Raw genomic sequence first — 14,719 nt, 5'->3', positions numbered from 1 at the left:
CTTTTTTGCATTAATATTTTGTCATTAATCTTCAAATTCGCGCTCGTTCACCGAACGAATCACCTGACACGGATTCCCGTAAGCCACTACATTAGCTGGAACGTCTCTTGTCACAATACTACCTGCACCAATCACACTATTCTCACCAATGCTTACCCCACCAAAAACAACTACATTTGACCCAAGCCAAACATTATCTGCGATCACAATCGGTCGATTAAACTGATAGGCTTGCTTGCGTAATTCAGGATCAATCGGATGACTAGCTGTCGTTAAAACACAGTTCGGGCCAAATTTTACATAGTCACCAATTATAATATCCGTATCATCAACTAAGCTCATATTGAAATTTGCATAAAAATTCTTACCGAGACTCGTATTAATGCCCCAATTAGCATTAAATGGTGTTTCAATATGAACGTTTTCACCAACTGACGCAAATATATCTTTCAGTAATGCTTGTTTCTTTTCTTTTTCATATAGAGGCGTGTGATTATAATCAAACACTCGCTGATTAGCTTTAGCTTGTATTTCTAATAATTCTGGTTCAGCAGAATTGTACATTTCACCGGATTTCATTTTTTTAAAAATATCCATTAACTCTAGCTCCTTCTTAAATTTTAGTGAATAAAAACTGAAGACTTTGGAAGTCACCTTTCGGAACATCCATTGTAAGTCCTGCATACATTAATTCAGCCCCTGAATAGACTTGGTTGCTATCTTCTAATCGATATAATGCATCTTCTTCTAAATGTTTCATTTTTATGGTTGTTTCCATATCTTCATAGGTCGATAACACTCTCACATATGTCATGACGGTTTGATTATCGTAATTGAATTGAACAGCCGTTTCGTTACTCGTATGCATCAAACGATATTGTTGACCGAATTGGACAATTGGACGTAACATTTTATACCGACCAACTTGTTCTTTAACTTCTTTCTTTTCGTCTTGTGTTAAGATGTCCAAATCTAGCTCATAGCCTAAATTCCCCATCATTGCGACATCACCACGAGTTTTTAAATCAGTTATACGATTCATTTGATGATTAGGCACAGCTGAAACGTGAGCTCCCATCGAGATAACAGGATGTAAGTAGCTACTACCATGTTGGATTTGTAGACGGCTAATCGCATCAGTATTATCACTTGACCAAACTTGTGGGAAGTAACGCATCATGCCTAAATCATTTCGCCCTCCACCACCAGAACAACTTTCAAACAGAATCTGAGGATGACGACTTGTTAAATAATCTGCTAATTCATAAACACCTAACTGATAACGATGTGACTGCATCATTGTTTCTAAGTAATCATCACCATTTCCAATGTTTGTTAAATTACGGTTCATATCCCATTTAACATAGTCAATATCGTGTTGCGATAACAAATTATCAAATAATTCCTTCATATAAGTGACAACTTCTGGATTGGCGTAGTTCAATACTAATTGATTACGTGAATAAGTATGTGCTCGGTTAGGTAACTGAATTGTCCATTCTGGATGAGTGCGATACAAATCGCTATTCTCCGAGATCATTTCGGGTTCAATCCAAATTCCAAACTTAAGATTTCTTGCTTTGACCGCTGCAATCAGTTCTGACAATGAACCTTGAATCTTCTCTTCGTTTACTTGCCAATCACCTAAAGAGCTATTGTCATCCGATCTCTGGCCAAACCAACCATCATCTAAAACAAACAATTCAATACCTAGCTCACTTGCTCGATCAGCGATCGTGAGTAACTTATCGCGATTAAAATCAAAATACGTTGCCTCCCAGTTATTAATTAATATCGGGCGTTCTTGTTCAGAAAATGTATCTGGGATTATGTGTTGACGTATAAATGAGTGACTCGTTTGACTCAATTGATTAAGTCCTTTATCTGAGTAGTTGATGACAGCAACAGGACTCGTAAAGCACTCACCTTCTGCAAGTTTCCATTGGAAATTTTCTGAATTTATACCAATTGCTAATCGTAAATCGTTAAGCTGGCTTTGCTGGCACACTATTTCAAAATTTCCACTGTACATTAGTTGAATCGATAACGCATTACCAGCGTCGTCCGTTGTCTCTTGATCAACTAAAATGGCAGCTGGTGTTTGTCCATGACCTGATGCTCCTCTATTTGAATTTACTTTAAAAATCCCTTGGTTAAGCGAATGTCTTCTTACCGTTTTCTCGCGTGCATACGCTCCTTGAAATGAAATTAAGTCATAATCATTTTTGGGTAAGTCAAGCATTAAGCTATGTTGTTGATGAATTACCACATCTTCAGCATTTAAGTTCGACACTTCAGAAAAACTTGTAATCGTATTGCTATTTTTATATACGGTATAGTGGAGTTTTAGTTCCAATTGTGCAACTTCATCTTTTAAGTTCAAGGTTAAGGTCGTCGCTTCACTCTCTTTAGCGTAGGGAGAAGGTAAGCCTTTAGCATTTCTTACACCTTGATTAATTTCATAAGATACATATCTAAAATCCGTTACTTCATTATTATCATGCTGAATACGAATGGATGGTTGACGAAAATCCCCTAAGCCATGTTGTCCTAACAACATTCTTTGAGTATCAAGAGAGAACTCTCTTCTTTCAGGGAAAGGATTGCCTGAAAAGGCATGATCTTTTTGTATAACAGCATTAGATCCGTGATAACGCTTAACTTTCTTTCCAATATACTTTAAGAACAAATAACCATATTGTTCTTCGATAATCATTGTTAAATCTTTGGCATGTAGATAAAATAGCTGATCGCTTTTATAAATTGACATCATCTCGCCCCTTTCCTCTTAATGATAACGCATTCAATTTTGTTTCTAAATGGATTTATGTGAACTCTTTCCGAGATTTTATGCAACATTTTGACATACGATTCGTAAAAGTTTATATTATAATACCTCGAACTAAATCCGAAGTGGTTTTTATTTGTTAAGCTTTTTCCTTGAGATTACAATTCAAGAATCCTATTGTAATCACCTCGCTCAGTTCATTTTTTAATTTACCGAAGCGTTACAAAAGGCAACCATCGCTACTAATATTAGTAGCTTGCTTTAATTATGACCAAATCGAATTAGACAGAAGCTAGCCGATAGAACTGGAAAAGAGCGAACTTCAGTGTGCCTTTAAAAGCGACCACCTCCTTGGAAAACACTTCGCTGAGTGAAGCAATAAAAAAACCTCGGACTTTGTCCGAGGCCTTTAAATTCTGTTTATCAGTATAATTTGATTATATCGCTTTACTTTTGTTGGAATATTTAACGTAGATCAGCTAATTGTTTTCCATAGCGGTACAAAGGGCAATCGGCGTAGCTTGGTGTGACTTTGAGCGCAGCGAATTAGACACACCCTAGCCGATTGAGCTAGAAAAGCACGAACGTCAGTGAGGCTTTGAAAGCGACCTCCGCATTGGAAAACAATAAGCTGAACGTAGTATAAAGCTTGATAAATCAACATAAAACTTATAAAACCTTATATTATAAAAAAAAGCTACTGACTGCGATTAAACGCACATCAGTAACTCTTATCTTAATCATTAGAAATCTTCTTCATCATCGTCTTCGTCATCGTTGTCCTTGCTTGGCCAAACAACCATACTGTTGCCAGCCTCTTCTAAGATAGCTGCTACAGCATCTTCAATCGAAGCTCCGACCATATTTTGTGTTAATGCAACGAGAATCATTGGCAAGTTTACGCCTGTGATTACATATACATTGTCTTTCTTATCTGCTGGTAAATTGTTAATTGCAAGCATTGATTGGTTATATGGACTTGCACCAAATAAGTCAGCGAAAATAATAGTACCATTACCTTCATCAACTTTATTAATGGCATCCGTTAACTGATTCCCTAATTCTGAGACATCATCACCATGGAATAGGTTCAATGTTTCAATTTTATCAGTCCCACCAATAATTAATTCAGCAGCATCTTTAATGCCGTCACTCATCTTACCGTGTGTTGCTATGATAATTCCAATCATCTAGAAACCTCCTTAGATACTTGTTCTATAATCGCTAAAACTTGATTCATATTCGCTTCATTTAATTGCTGTGAATTTAAGTCTTGTTTGGATAATTGATAATTCGCTTCTATTTTTTCTGCACTAATTAAATGGTACAAAGCATCATGGGTAGATAATAAATGGAGTTCTTGAGTCGAACCAATACTATCTAAATGATAAATCTTCGCTGAAGTCTCTTCACGCAAACGATCCAGACCACCATTATTCAAGCAACCAGCATCTAAAAACGCATAAGCTACTTGCTTATTTTTTCTCATTGAACTAATTGCCAATAACAATGCAAGTAAAGAAGATGTATTCTGAACCAAATTATGACGACTTGGCCACCCTTGAGTTATCTTCCCCAAGAAGAAGAAATACACTACAATACCAACTATCATCGAAATAAACTGCCAACTAAATGTGTCATAATTTTTAAAAATAGGCATTGCGATAAACAATGTTATCGCAAGACCTACTAATAAATATAACAACGAACTAACTAAAATCAATTTAGTTTTATTACGCTTTCGTGATTCTATATCGAAAAACTTATATGCATCAATATGAGCACTTGGCGTGTCGTAATATGTACTAAACACTACTTTAGCTTTTTTGATATTCCCGATATACAAATTACGATATTCAGTCGCACTTTTTTCATAGAATTTGAAATGATCGACTTTCGTATCGCTACGAAATTGTTTAACATCAGCTTCTAAACTTTGTAGAAACTTATCTTTACGCTTTACTGTATAACGAGTTTTAAATATTGAATGATACCGAATGTACCAATCTTTAATTAATTGTTGTTGATTCATTCTCTCATTCCTTCATTCTAAAAATTATAAATCAAATTTAGCTAGTACATCTTTCAAGCTTGTGCTTGGTGCTGATGGTGTTGCCTGGAAGTAAATATTCTCTACACCATATTGCTCGTTCATTTCTTTTAATTTCAATGCATCTTCTTTGTTTAAGTAAACAGATTTTGTCACTAAAAGATCTTTTTCTTGATCTTTTTGAGCAATTCCACCAATATTTAATTCTTTAATTGGCACACCATGTTTAACTAATTCGTAGAAATGACCTACTGTTTTTGCAATAACGATTGCACTATAGTTTTTGAATTCAAACTCATCCCAGTAGTACTTACATTTATCTAGTGTCATTACGATAGTTTTTTGACCTGTTCTACTACCTGCACTCTTGTATAAATCTTTCATAAATTTATCTTTTGCCACAACGTCATCAACTACAAAGATTGAGTCAACTCCATTACGTTTAGATAAGGTCATCATTACCTGACCGTGGATTAATCTCTCGTCTACACGAGCTAAGTTTACTACTCCCATTATAAATCACCTTTCTTAATTAAAAATTGGAACTATAAGATTCCTACACCTGCTAATACGGCTAAAACAATTGTTAACCCAACTAAAGCACGAGTAACTTTAAGCCCTTTCTTAGTGTAATAGTAATACACACCTAAAACAACCGCTAACGGTAAAAGACCTGGCATAATAGTATCTAATGTTTCTTGTAATACGAATGGACGTCCTGAAATATCAAACGCTAAACTTGAAGATACTTTAACGTAGTTACCAGCTAATACACCCATCATAAACATACCTAAGATTGATAACAATTCAATGATGTTTTTAACACCTGAACTTTGCATTAAACCAGTTGCGTTACGACCCATTGTGAAACCTTGGCGTGCAAAGAACAAACCGATTAACACTTGATACAATGCGAAACCGATGAATGGGAATAAAGCACCCATTGGGTTACCATTTTGTGCCCAAGGAACAGCAATCGCAATAAAGATATATTGAACTGTACCAGAGTCAATCGAGTCACCGATACCAGCTAAAGCTCCCATTAAACCAGCTTTAGTGTTATACATTAAATCATCTGACATAGTAATTTCTTCATCATTGTACTCTTGACGGGCACGTTCTTGTTCCATTGAAGACATTAAACCTGTAATAACTCCCCCACCCCAAGTTAATTGAGTGTTAAAGAAAAGTAATTGTCTTTCGTAAGCTGCACGCAAACGATCATCGTCTTTGTACAATTTTCTTAAGATTGGCATCAAAGCCCATAAAAGAGATGGAGCTAAGTAACGTTCAAAAGAGTGAGGAATCTCGTTAGCAAAGTGCCATCTTAAATAAGCTTTACTAACATCTTTAATTGTAATTTCTTCTGGTGCTAATTTTGGATTTAAGTTATGTTCTGTCATTATAAATTTCTCCTTTCGTATTGGCTAATTAGAAGTCATCATCGTCATCGTCGTCAAAGTCCACACTACCTGTTGTTGCAGGTGAAGCGTTATTCGAGTTAGATGTCGCTAATACAAACATTGCTGCAATTAAAGTTCCTAAAATAGCATAAGTAACCATTGTTACGCCTAAGCTTGCAAAAATTACACTTAAGAAATAAGCTAATAAGAAGAAAATTAAGTATTCTTTACGTCCAATTACATAAATAGTAGTTGCGATACCAATCGCTGCTAAACCGCCACCTACTACTTCTAAGATATGAATCACTACAGTACCTTCTAATGCTGCAATTACGTCAGCGATAACCGGAGCTCCCCAGTATAAAGCAACGAATACTAATGGTACGAATAATAAGAATGATGCTAATGTTGGATACCAAATAACTGTACGAGTAATACCTGCATGATCTAAGTTTTCAACCGCTGTATCTGTACGTTTTCCGATAAATGTGTTTAAGAAGAAACGGAATTGGTATAAATAAGATCCTAATAATCCTACTGGTACTGCTACCGCAATCGCTGCTTCTGGCGATAAGTTACCTAATAAAGCAACTGATACTGCAATCGCTGCTGCGATAGATGGTTCTGATGGCATTGTCCCACCTGGTGAGAATACCCCCATATAAATTAGTTGAATTGATGCCGTGATGACCATTGCTTGTGCAACGTCGCCCATAACAATCCCTACTACTAAACCTGTCATTAAAGGTGAGAAACGTAACGTTAGTGTTGCTCCCCCTAAGAATGAACGCGACATAACTGCTGCTACCCAAAGGGCAATGATTAAACTTTGTAATACTGTTAATGTAGCCAATTAAATTACCTCCTTATTGTTTAAATACTCTTCTAATTCGACTAAAGCTTTGGTTAATACGGTTTCATTGATTTCCATCGGTAACAAATGAACTTTTTGTTTTCCGTTAACTAAACTGATAATATCCGTTAAAGTTTCGTCAGCCATCGGATAAACACCCATTTGTGTAAGTGACATTGGTAAGCTTAGCTCCTGATATAGTGGTAGCAACTCATCAATGACTGCCCATTTTTCTTCTAGAGCTAATTGGTAAAAGATACCGTAAGCTACTTTTTCACCATGTAAATATTTATGTACCTCTGGTAAATAAGCAGAAATTGCATCATGCATTGCGTGTGCAGCAGTATTACGAGCATATTTATCTCCTAGTCCACCCACTAAACCAGCAACCGCAACAATAATTTCTGAAACATGAATAAATTCAGCTGAAACAGTTTCATTATTCATATCTTCAATTGCTTTCGATGCCTCTTCCAAGATAACGTCTTTACACATTCTTGCTGCATGACGTGCCATCATTGGGAAAGGTTCTTTACTAAATGTCTCTTGCTCTAAGATCATATCTGACTCGTACCATTTAGCTAATGTATCCGCGATACCCGCAATGAAATATTCCATTGGCGAATCGATTACTAAACGTGGATCCATTAGCAGAAACGCTGCTTGTCGTTTTACATGTTCTGTCTTCCCTTCCGCTAAACCATTATCTTTATACATAACAGATAACGGTGTCCAGGCTGCACAGTTACTTGCCAAAGTTGGTACAACACCAAATTGCACATTTGCTAAATGCGAAGCATATAATACAACGTCTGCCAGTTTTCCTCCACCAACACCAACAATAAAATCAATATTGTGTTCTTTAACTAGAGTTGCGATGCGATTCCCTTCATTATAACTACATTCACCACTATAACGTTCATAATGAACTACGGATGAATGGTTGCTTAAAGCTGTTAAGTAAGGTTGTGCCTTATCCCAAGAGACTGTTCCGTGTATAACCATCACACGTTTAACGTCAAATTCTTCGAATAGTTCTGGAATCAAATCCAGCGCTCCCTCACTATAACGATAAAACTGAGGTCCTACTTTAACATTAATTGCATCTATCATCTAAACATCTCCTTACTTAACGTAACGACTCGTTGCTTGAACGGCTGTACCTGGTAATTTACCTTGAACAATATCCTCACAATCCGTCACACATTTATCTCCCATTCCTTCTAAACATTCCATTGTATATGCTGAAGTATGCGGTGTCATTAAGACATTTTTGAATGATAAATATGGATGATTCGCGCGTCCTGGTTCTTCTTCCAGTACATCCGTTGCAAAACCTGCAACTTTTCCTGATTCCAAAGCAGCTACTAAAGCTTCTTCTTTTATCAATGCACCGCGAGCCGTATTAGATAGATAAACATTATCCTTCATTTTACCGAATTGCGCTTCAGATAACATATGATAATTGCCTTCGTTTAAACTTGCGCATAATGCAATAACATCTGCATTTTCTAATAGTTCATCTAACTCTTCGACTTTACGTGCACCGAATTGTTCTAGTTCCATTGCTGATTTATATGGGTCGTATGCCATCACTTCACAACGGAAACCATAATTTAAAATTTCAACTACACGACTTCCGATATTTCCAACACCAATTACACCAACTTTTTTGCCACTCAAGCCATGACCTACATACTCTGCTCTTTCCTCCCATTTGTCATCTAATACTCTTTGGGCTGCTGGTGCAGTTTGACGCATTACACTTAAAAGGTTTGTCACATTGTTTTCAGCTACTGCATCACGCTCCACCAAAGCAGGTACAATCGAAACAATTGTATCATGTGCTTTCGCTGCTTCCAAGTCAATGTTATTATAACCAATCCCGTGTCTAGAAATTAATTTAAGTTCATCCTTATGCTCGAAAAATTCTTGAGTAAAGAATGGTGTTACGCTTGAGATGATGACATTAAAGCCATTTAGCGTTTCTGCTAGGCTCTTACCATCAATCTCACTATCTACGTTAAAGCTTTTAACTTCTCCAAGTTTATTTAAACGCTCTAAGTGATCAGGAAATATTTTACCGAAACTACTAGAGTTTACTATTGCAATTCTATGTTCATTGCTCATACTATTACTCTCCTTTACCAACTACGGCATGTCCACCGAATTGATTACGCATCGTTGCGACAACTTTTGCTGAGAAACTATCATCAATTTTAGAAGCACTTCTTGCATAGAGTGATTCTGTAATAACTGGTGCTGGAACATTTAATTCTAGTGCTTCGAGTACAGTCCATTTACCTTCACCACTTGCGTCCACAATACCTCTGATTTCGTCCAATTGTGGATCTTCTGAGAAACTTTTCTCAACCAATTCCATTAACCAAGAACGAATAACTGAACCGTGGTTCCAAACTCTAGCCACTTGTTCGTAATCATAATCGTATTGACTAGCATGTAAAATATCGAATCCTTCGCCAATTGCTTGCATCATTCCGTATTCAATACCGTTATGAATCATTTTTAAGTAATGTCCACTACCAGCTTTTCCTGAATATAGGTAGCCGTTATCAGTAGATAGATGATCGAATAGATATTCAACTTCTTTAAAGACAGCTTCATCGCCACCAATCATAAGACAAGCGCCTTCACGAGCACCTTCCATACCACCTGATGTTCCACAATCTAAGAAACCAATCCCTTTAGCTTTAGCCAGACTATAGTTAGCTAAACTATGCTTGTAATTTGAGTTACCTGCGTCAACGATAATATCATCCGCATCTAAAGCATCTACTAAAGTTGCCACTAAATCATTTGTAATGTCGCCTGAAGGTACACTTAACAACACTACTTTTTTGTCATCTAGACTACTTAACAGTGATTCAATTGACTCCACTACAGGAACCTCTTGGTTGCTTGCTGATTGACGCGCTCCCTCAAACACATCAAACCCTACAACGTCTACTTTATGATCAAGCAAATTCAGTGCAATATTTAGGCCCATCTTTCCTAATCCGATTACTCCAACTTTCACTTAAACGACCTCCTTTTTTTATTTCATATTCATTGTACAAAAAAATTTTTTATTTGTAAAGGCTTGCAAAAGTAAAAAATATTTTTTATAATAATAATAAGGAAATACAACTTATTTAAGCTATTAAAAACAGGAGGGATTAAATGACATATAATTATTTAGAAACATTGATTCTCCCTTATAGGAAATCATTAAATAGTACCGAAACATTAATTGCCGATCATATGATTGAACTGGGTAGTGAAGTAGTCAATAAAACGCTAGCGAATCTATCTGAAGAAACAGGCTTATCTGAAGCAACTATTTTTAAGTTTGTTAAAAAAATTGGCTTCTCTGGCTTCCAAAACTTTAAAATTTCCGTTGCATCAAATTTTAGAACATTTGAGGAAAGAAGTAATGAGCTAGTTGTCTTCTCCGATATAAGTAAAGATGACACACCTTACGTTGTGGCCCAAAAGGTTGTTAATACCAACATTGAATTACTTGAAAATTTAATCGCGACATTAGATGAAGCACTGTTAGAAGAAGCCATCGCGTTACTTACTAGTTCTGACACGATTAATTTCTTCGGACAAGGCGCATCATCAATTGTAGCTTACGATAGTTATCATAAATTTTTAAGAACTGATTTTCACTGTCAATATGCACAGGATTATCATATTCAATTAACTTATGCAACAAAGTTAGGACCAAACGATTGTGCGATACTCTTCTCTCATTCAGGTAATACGAAAGAAACTATTGAAGTAGCTAAGATACTTCATCAGAACAAAGTCAAAATGATTATTCTTACTGGAGATCCAAGTTCAGCTTTAGTTAAACTAGCAAATGTGGCATTTGTCGTTCTGTCAAAAGAATCAGAATTTCGTTCTGAAACGTTAACTTCACGCTTAGTTTATCTAACAATCATTGATATTATTTACACTTCGATGATGTATGTTGGTGAAGACCAGAACCGTAAAGCTTTATTAGATATTCGACGAGCGCTCTCCGTTACAAAATATGATGGAGATTAAACTCAAAAAAAGCTCATTGAGCAGAAAATGTACCCAAATCGGCAGGCTTTACAAACGGCCACCGACTTGGAAAACAATTAGCTTAACTAAGTACAAAACGTGGTAAATCAACATAAAACTTATAATGCCCTACCATACAATAAAAATAGCCTTGGTGCTCATTAGTAGAGACCAAGGCTATTTTTTATTGTTTATAATTTAGCTGCTGCTTCTAAAGCTGCTGTATAGTTCGGTTCATCGCGCATATCTGGCACAACTTCCATATATTTGATGACACCTTGTCCATCAATAACTAAAACTGTACGTGCTAATTTGTCATACTCAGCCATTAATAAGCCTGCTGCTTGACTAAAATGACGCTCAACATCTGATAAATAAATCATATCGACATTCGCTGCCTGACACCAGTTCATGATATCTTCTGGAGAATTTGTACTGATTGTTACGAATGTATAGTTTTGTTCCAGAGCAATACTCGCGAAACGACTTGTTTGAATATCACAAGTTTTCGTATTGATATCTGGTACAATACTTACAACCGTCGTTCCTTTTAAATAATCTTTTAATTCAACCTTTTGATGATTTCGATCAATTAGTTGAGCATTTGGTAATAAATCGCCTACTTCAATCGTAGGACCGACAATGTTAATAATTTGCTGATCACGTTTAATTTGCAAGTTAAGCACCTCCACTATTAATAATAGCTCATTCTTGAGAAAATTTCGACAAAACATTACAAGCTATCAGAAAACTCGGACGAAACCGAGATCTTTAAATTCTGTTTAGCAGTATAACTTGATTATATCGCTTTACTTTTGTTGGAATATTTAACGTAGATCAGCGAATTGTTTTCCATAGCGGTACAAAGGGCAATCCAACGTTACTAACAGAATCGCTTGCTCTGACTTTGAGCGTAGCGAATTAGTTAGAGCCTAGCCGATTGAGCTGGAAAAGCACGAACGTCAGTGAGGCTTTGAAAGCGACCACCGCCTTGGATAACAATAAGCTGAACGCAGTACAAAGCCTTATAAATCAACATAAAACTTATAAAACCTTATATTACAAAAAAATAAACGCTTAATTATTCTCTTCAAAAACTTCAACAAAATAATTCTCAATACTTAACCTATTTTCACAAATTAAACTTGTTCCAAATATTGCATCGCCTGAAAAACTTGCTCGGTTGTTACACCAGGAACAGCTAGATTAAACGTTTCTTTATCCGAGGCAGCAAACTCCGCTACTTGGCGCATTTTATCTTCTAAACCGCTTGTCACATTAAACGCGGATAGTTTATATGGAAAACCATTGTCACGGTAAAATGGTAGTAATTTCGCCACATCATCCATCTTATTCGCAGCCACTAACTGAACTAATACACCATAAGCTACTTTTACACCATGTTCAAAATCATGCGTTTCGGATACTAATGACATTCCATTATGAACAGCATGGGCACCTGCCATTCGACCATACTCACCGGCAAAACCTCCCACCGTACCTGCAACAGCAACGATTGATTCAGCTACTCGTTTAAAAGCTGGTGTTACTTCGCCTTTTTCTAAGCTAGCAATCGCATCAGCTGTATCTCTTAATAACACTTCTTGTGTAACTTTGGCCGTACTCAAGCCTACTTCTGCCATTGTAGGTAAATCCCCAGAAACATGTTCAACAATTCCTTGTGCTTCATACCACTTCGCTAATGTATCTCCGATTCCTCCCATTAAATAGGCCTCTGGTGCTTCAATTAATAAGTCTAAATCCATTAAACATAAGTAAACCGCTCGCTCATAATAATCGACTGCTTTAAAAGTGTGATCCGGATGATAGACTGCAGATAATGGTGTGAAACCAGCACAGGTTCCTAAAACTGTTGGAACTGTTACAACATCAATCTTTAAGAGATCAGCTGTACCTTTGGCGGTATCCAACACCATCCCTCCTCCTACCCCCACAATACAATCCGTTCCTTCAGGTAATTCATTGGCTAATCGCGCCATATCTTCATTAGATGCAGTACGATTATAAGGATATACTGGCAAATCTAATTGCCCTTTATAGTGCTTTTTAAAAGCTACATAGGATTTCTCCCCAGTTATCATTACCGGTTGTTTGAAGACTGCTAATTTTTCATCTAATAATGACAATGCTCCCTGCTCACAAATGAATTGTCCTGCCCCTGGGCGAACGACTTGACTTAATCTCATATTAAAACCTCTTTCTTTTAATAGTTTGCTTGTTGAACGGTTGACGTATTTTGTTGAGTTTGTTCTTTGCGTTTGGCAACTTTCTCATCGTATTTACTGCACAAGTTTGCGTACATACTACCAAATAATGTATGCACCATCGCTCCAGTTGCTCCGGCTAATGCAGCTAAAGGGGTAAAATGTGCCAAACCTAAACTCGCTGCTAAACCAGTGTTTTGAGTTCCTGCTTCTATTGCAATGGCACGAGTCGATTCTTTTGAATACCCCAGTAACATACTGACTGCATAACCCGCACCGTATCCTGATAAATTATGTAAGAAGACTACTAAGAAAATTACCCACCCGGTTGAAATCAAGTTATCACGGTTAACCGCCACAGTCCCTGCTAAGACCATTAACACTGCAATGGATGATAAAGTAGGTAAGAAAACTTCGGTTTTTTCAGTATATTTTCCAAATAATCGATTGACGATTAGTCCTAACACAATGGGTACTAGTACAACTTGTACAATAGATAAAAACATCGGCCAGAATTCAATTTCAATAAAGGCTCCACCATAGAACGAAAGGACTAATGGTGTTAATAGTGGCGAAAGTAAGGTTGAAATAGAGGTTGCTGTAATCGATAAAGGCACATCGCCTTTAGCTAAATAAGTAATGACATTCGATGAAGTACCTCCCGGTACCGCCCCTACAAGAATAAGTCCTAACGCAATTTCGGCTGGTAATTGGAAAACATTGGCTAATACATAAGCAGATAATGGCATGAATAAATATTGAGTCGCTACCACCACTAGCACGCGTACAGGTTGACGGAATACTTCGCCGAAGTCAGATGCTTTCATAGTAGCGCCCATGGTAAACATGATAAATTGCAACATTAGTGTGATCCAAACAGCTAACCAACTAAAAGCATTCGGAAACATTAGGGCTGCAGCTGCTGATAGTAAAACAATCCACGATAGATAATCCTTAAATAACTGATTGGCCTTCATAACAAATTTCATTTCTTTCACTCTCCCTTATTTTTATTAAATACTCAAAAAAAGAGGCCCTCCCACTTAATAAACGGGAAGGCCTCTCGAGGTAATTCCCATTCATCAATCACGAATAGGACTACCACATATAGTATCAACTATATAAAGGAAGTCCTGGTTCTAATAATAATAATGATTGAAGTGTGAGAAGTATGCATCATTGCACCTCTTTCTAATGAATTTTTAACCTATTTATAATCTAACACACAAAAAAATTATCTGCAAGTAGAATGATTCATATTTAAGAAAAATGCTTAAAACATGCTATAATAACAAATAGAATTACGCTTACATCGTTCTTTGCTTTTGGAGACGTTAAGATTGTAAT

14 protein-coding genes are annotated in these 14,719 nt (G+C 36.6%); 1 reads left to right on the top strand and 13 read right to left on the bottom strand.

The window, feature by feature from the left end:
* Positions 1–24: 24 nt before the first annotated feature.
* From GF867_RS03705 to gnd, 10 genes are all read right to left on the bottom strand, one after another.
* Positions 25–597 (bottom strand): sugar O-acetyltransferase, encoded by a 573-nt coding sequence (locus GF867_RS03705; protein WP_153831768.1) that lies wholly within the window; start codon positions 595–597, stop codon positions 25–27.
* A 16-nt stretch (positions 598–613) separates the two neighbouring features.
* Positions 614–2,770 carry an alpha-galactosidase gene (locus GF867_RS03700; RefSeq protein ID WP_153831767.1) on the bottom strand — a complete coding sequence of 719 codons (2,157 nt, stop codon included), beginning with the start codon at positions 2,768–2,770 and terminating at the stop codon, positions 614–616.
* Between the two features lie 761 nt (positions 2,771–3,531).
* Positions 3,532–3,978, bottom strand: coding sequence for a PTS sugar transporter subunit IIA (locus GF867_RS03695; RefSeq protein WP_153831766.1), 447 nt, complete (start codon positions 3,976–3,978; stop codon positions 3,532–3,534).
* Positions 3,975–4,820 (bottom strand): hypothetical protein, encoded by an 846-nt coding sequence (locus tag GF867_RS03690; protein ID WP_153831765.1) that lies wholly within the window; start codon positions 4,818–4,820, stop codon positions 3,975–3,977. Before GF867_RS03690 ends, GF867_RS03695 begins: the two co-directional genes overlap by 4 nt.
* Positions 4,821–4,844: 24 nt before the next feature.
* Positions 4,845–5,351 (bottom strand): PTS sugar transporter subunit IIB, encoded by a 507-nt coding sequence (locus tag GF867_RS03685; protein ID WP_153831764.1) that lies wholly within the window; start codon positions 5,349–5,351, stop codon positions 4,845–4,847.
* 32 nt (positions 5,352–5,383) lie between these two features.
* Positions 5,384–6,241, bottom strand: coding sequence for a PTS system mannose/fructose/sorbose family transporter subunit IID (locus tag GF867_RS03680; protein WP_153831763.1), 858 nt, complete (start codon positions 6,239–6,241; stop codon positions 5,384–5,386).
* Positions 6,242–6,269: 28 nt separating this feature from the next.
* Positions 6,270–7,094: a PTS mannose/fructose/sorbose/N-acetylgalactosamine transporter subunit IIC gene (locus GF867_RS03675; RefSeq protein ID WP_153831762.1), complete on the bottom strand. Its 825-nt coding sequence runs from the start codon at positions 7,092–7,094 to the stop codon at positions 6,270–6,272.
* A complete protein-coding gene (locus tag GF867_RS03670; RefSeq protein WP_153831761.1) occupies positions 7,095–8,207 on the bottom strand; it encodes an iron-containing alcohol dehydrogenase family protein in 1,113 nt (370 codons plus the stop codon).
* Positions 8,208–8,219: 12 nt separating this feature from the next.
* Positions 8,220–9,224, bottom strand: coding sequence for a D-isomer specific 2-hydroxyacid dehydrogenase family protein (locus GF867_RS03665; protein WP_153831760.1), 1,005 nt, complete (start codon positions 9,222–9,224; stop codon positions 8,220–8,222).
* 4 nt (positions 9,225–9,228) lie between these two features.
* Positions 9,229–10,131, bottom strand: coding sequence for a phosphogluconate dehydrogenase (NAD(+)-dependent, decarboxylating) (gene gnd, locus GF867_RS03660; RefSeq protein ID WP_366927741.1), 903 nt, complete (start codon positions 10,129–10,131; stop codon positions 9,229–9,231).
* A 143-nt stretch (positions 10,132–10,274) separates the two neighbouring features.
* Between gnd and GF867_RS03655 the strand changes: the two genes are divergently transcribed.
* Complete coding sequence (locus GF867_RS03655) at positions 10,275–11,147, top strand: MurR/RpiR family transcriptional regulator (RefSeq protein WP_153831759.1); 873 nt, start codon at positions 10,275–10,277, stop codon at positions 11,145–11,147.
* Between the two features lie 191 nt (positions 11,148–11,338).
* Here GF867_RS03655 and GF867_RS03650 read toward each other — a convergent pair whose 3' ends face one another.
* From GF867_RS03650 to GF867_RS03640, 3 genes are all read right to left on the bottom strand, one after another.
* Positions 11,339–11,824: a redoxin family protein gene (locus tag GF867_RS03650; protein ID WP_153831758.1), complete on the bottom strand. Its 486-nt coding sequence runs from the start codon at positions 11,822–11,824 to the stop codon at positions 11,339–11,341.
* Between the two features lie 462 nt (positions 11,825–12,286).
* A complete protein-coding gene (locus GF867_RS03645) occupies positions 12,287–13,354 on the bottom strand; it encodes an iron-containing alcohol dehydrogenase family protein (RefSeq protein WP_153831757.1) in 1,068 nt (355 codons plus the stop codon).
* A 17-nt stretch (positions 13,355–13,371) separates the two neighbouring features.
* Positions 13,372–14,361 (bottom strand): bile acid:sodium symporter family protein, encoded by a 990-nt coding sequence (locus GF867_RS03640; RefSeq protein WP_153831756.1) that lies wholly within the window; start codon positions 14,359–14,361, stop codon positions 13,372–13,374.
* Positions 14,362–14,719 lie beyond the last annotated feature (358 nt).

It is taken from the genome of Fundicoccus ignavus (genome assembly GCF_009659375.1).
Lineage (GTDB): Bacteria > Bacillota > Bacilli > Lactobacillales > Aerococcaceae > Fundicoccus > Fundicoccus ignavus.
This window is presented reverse-complemented; position numbering and strand designations above follow the sequence as displayed.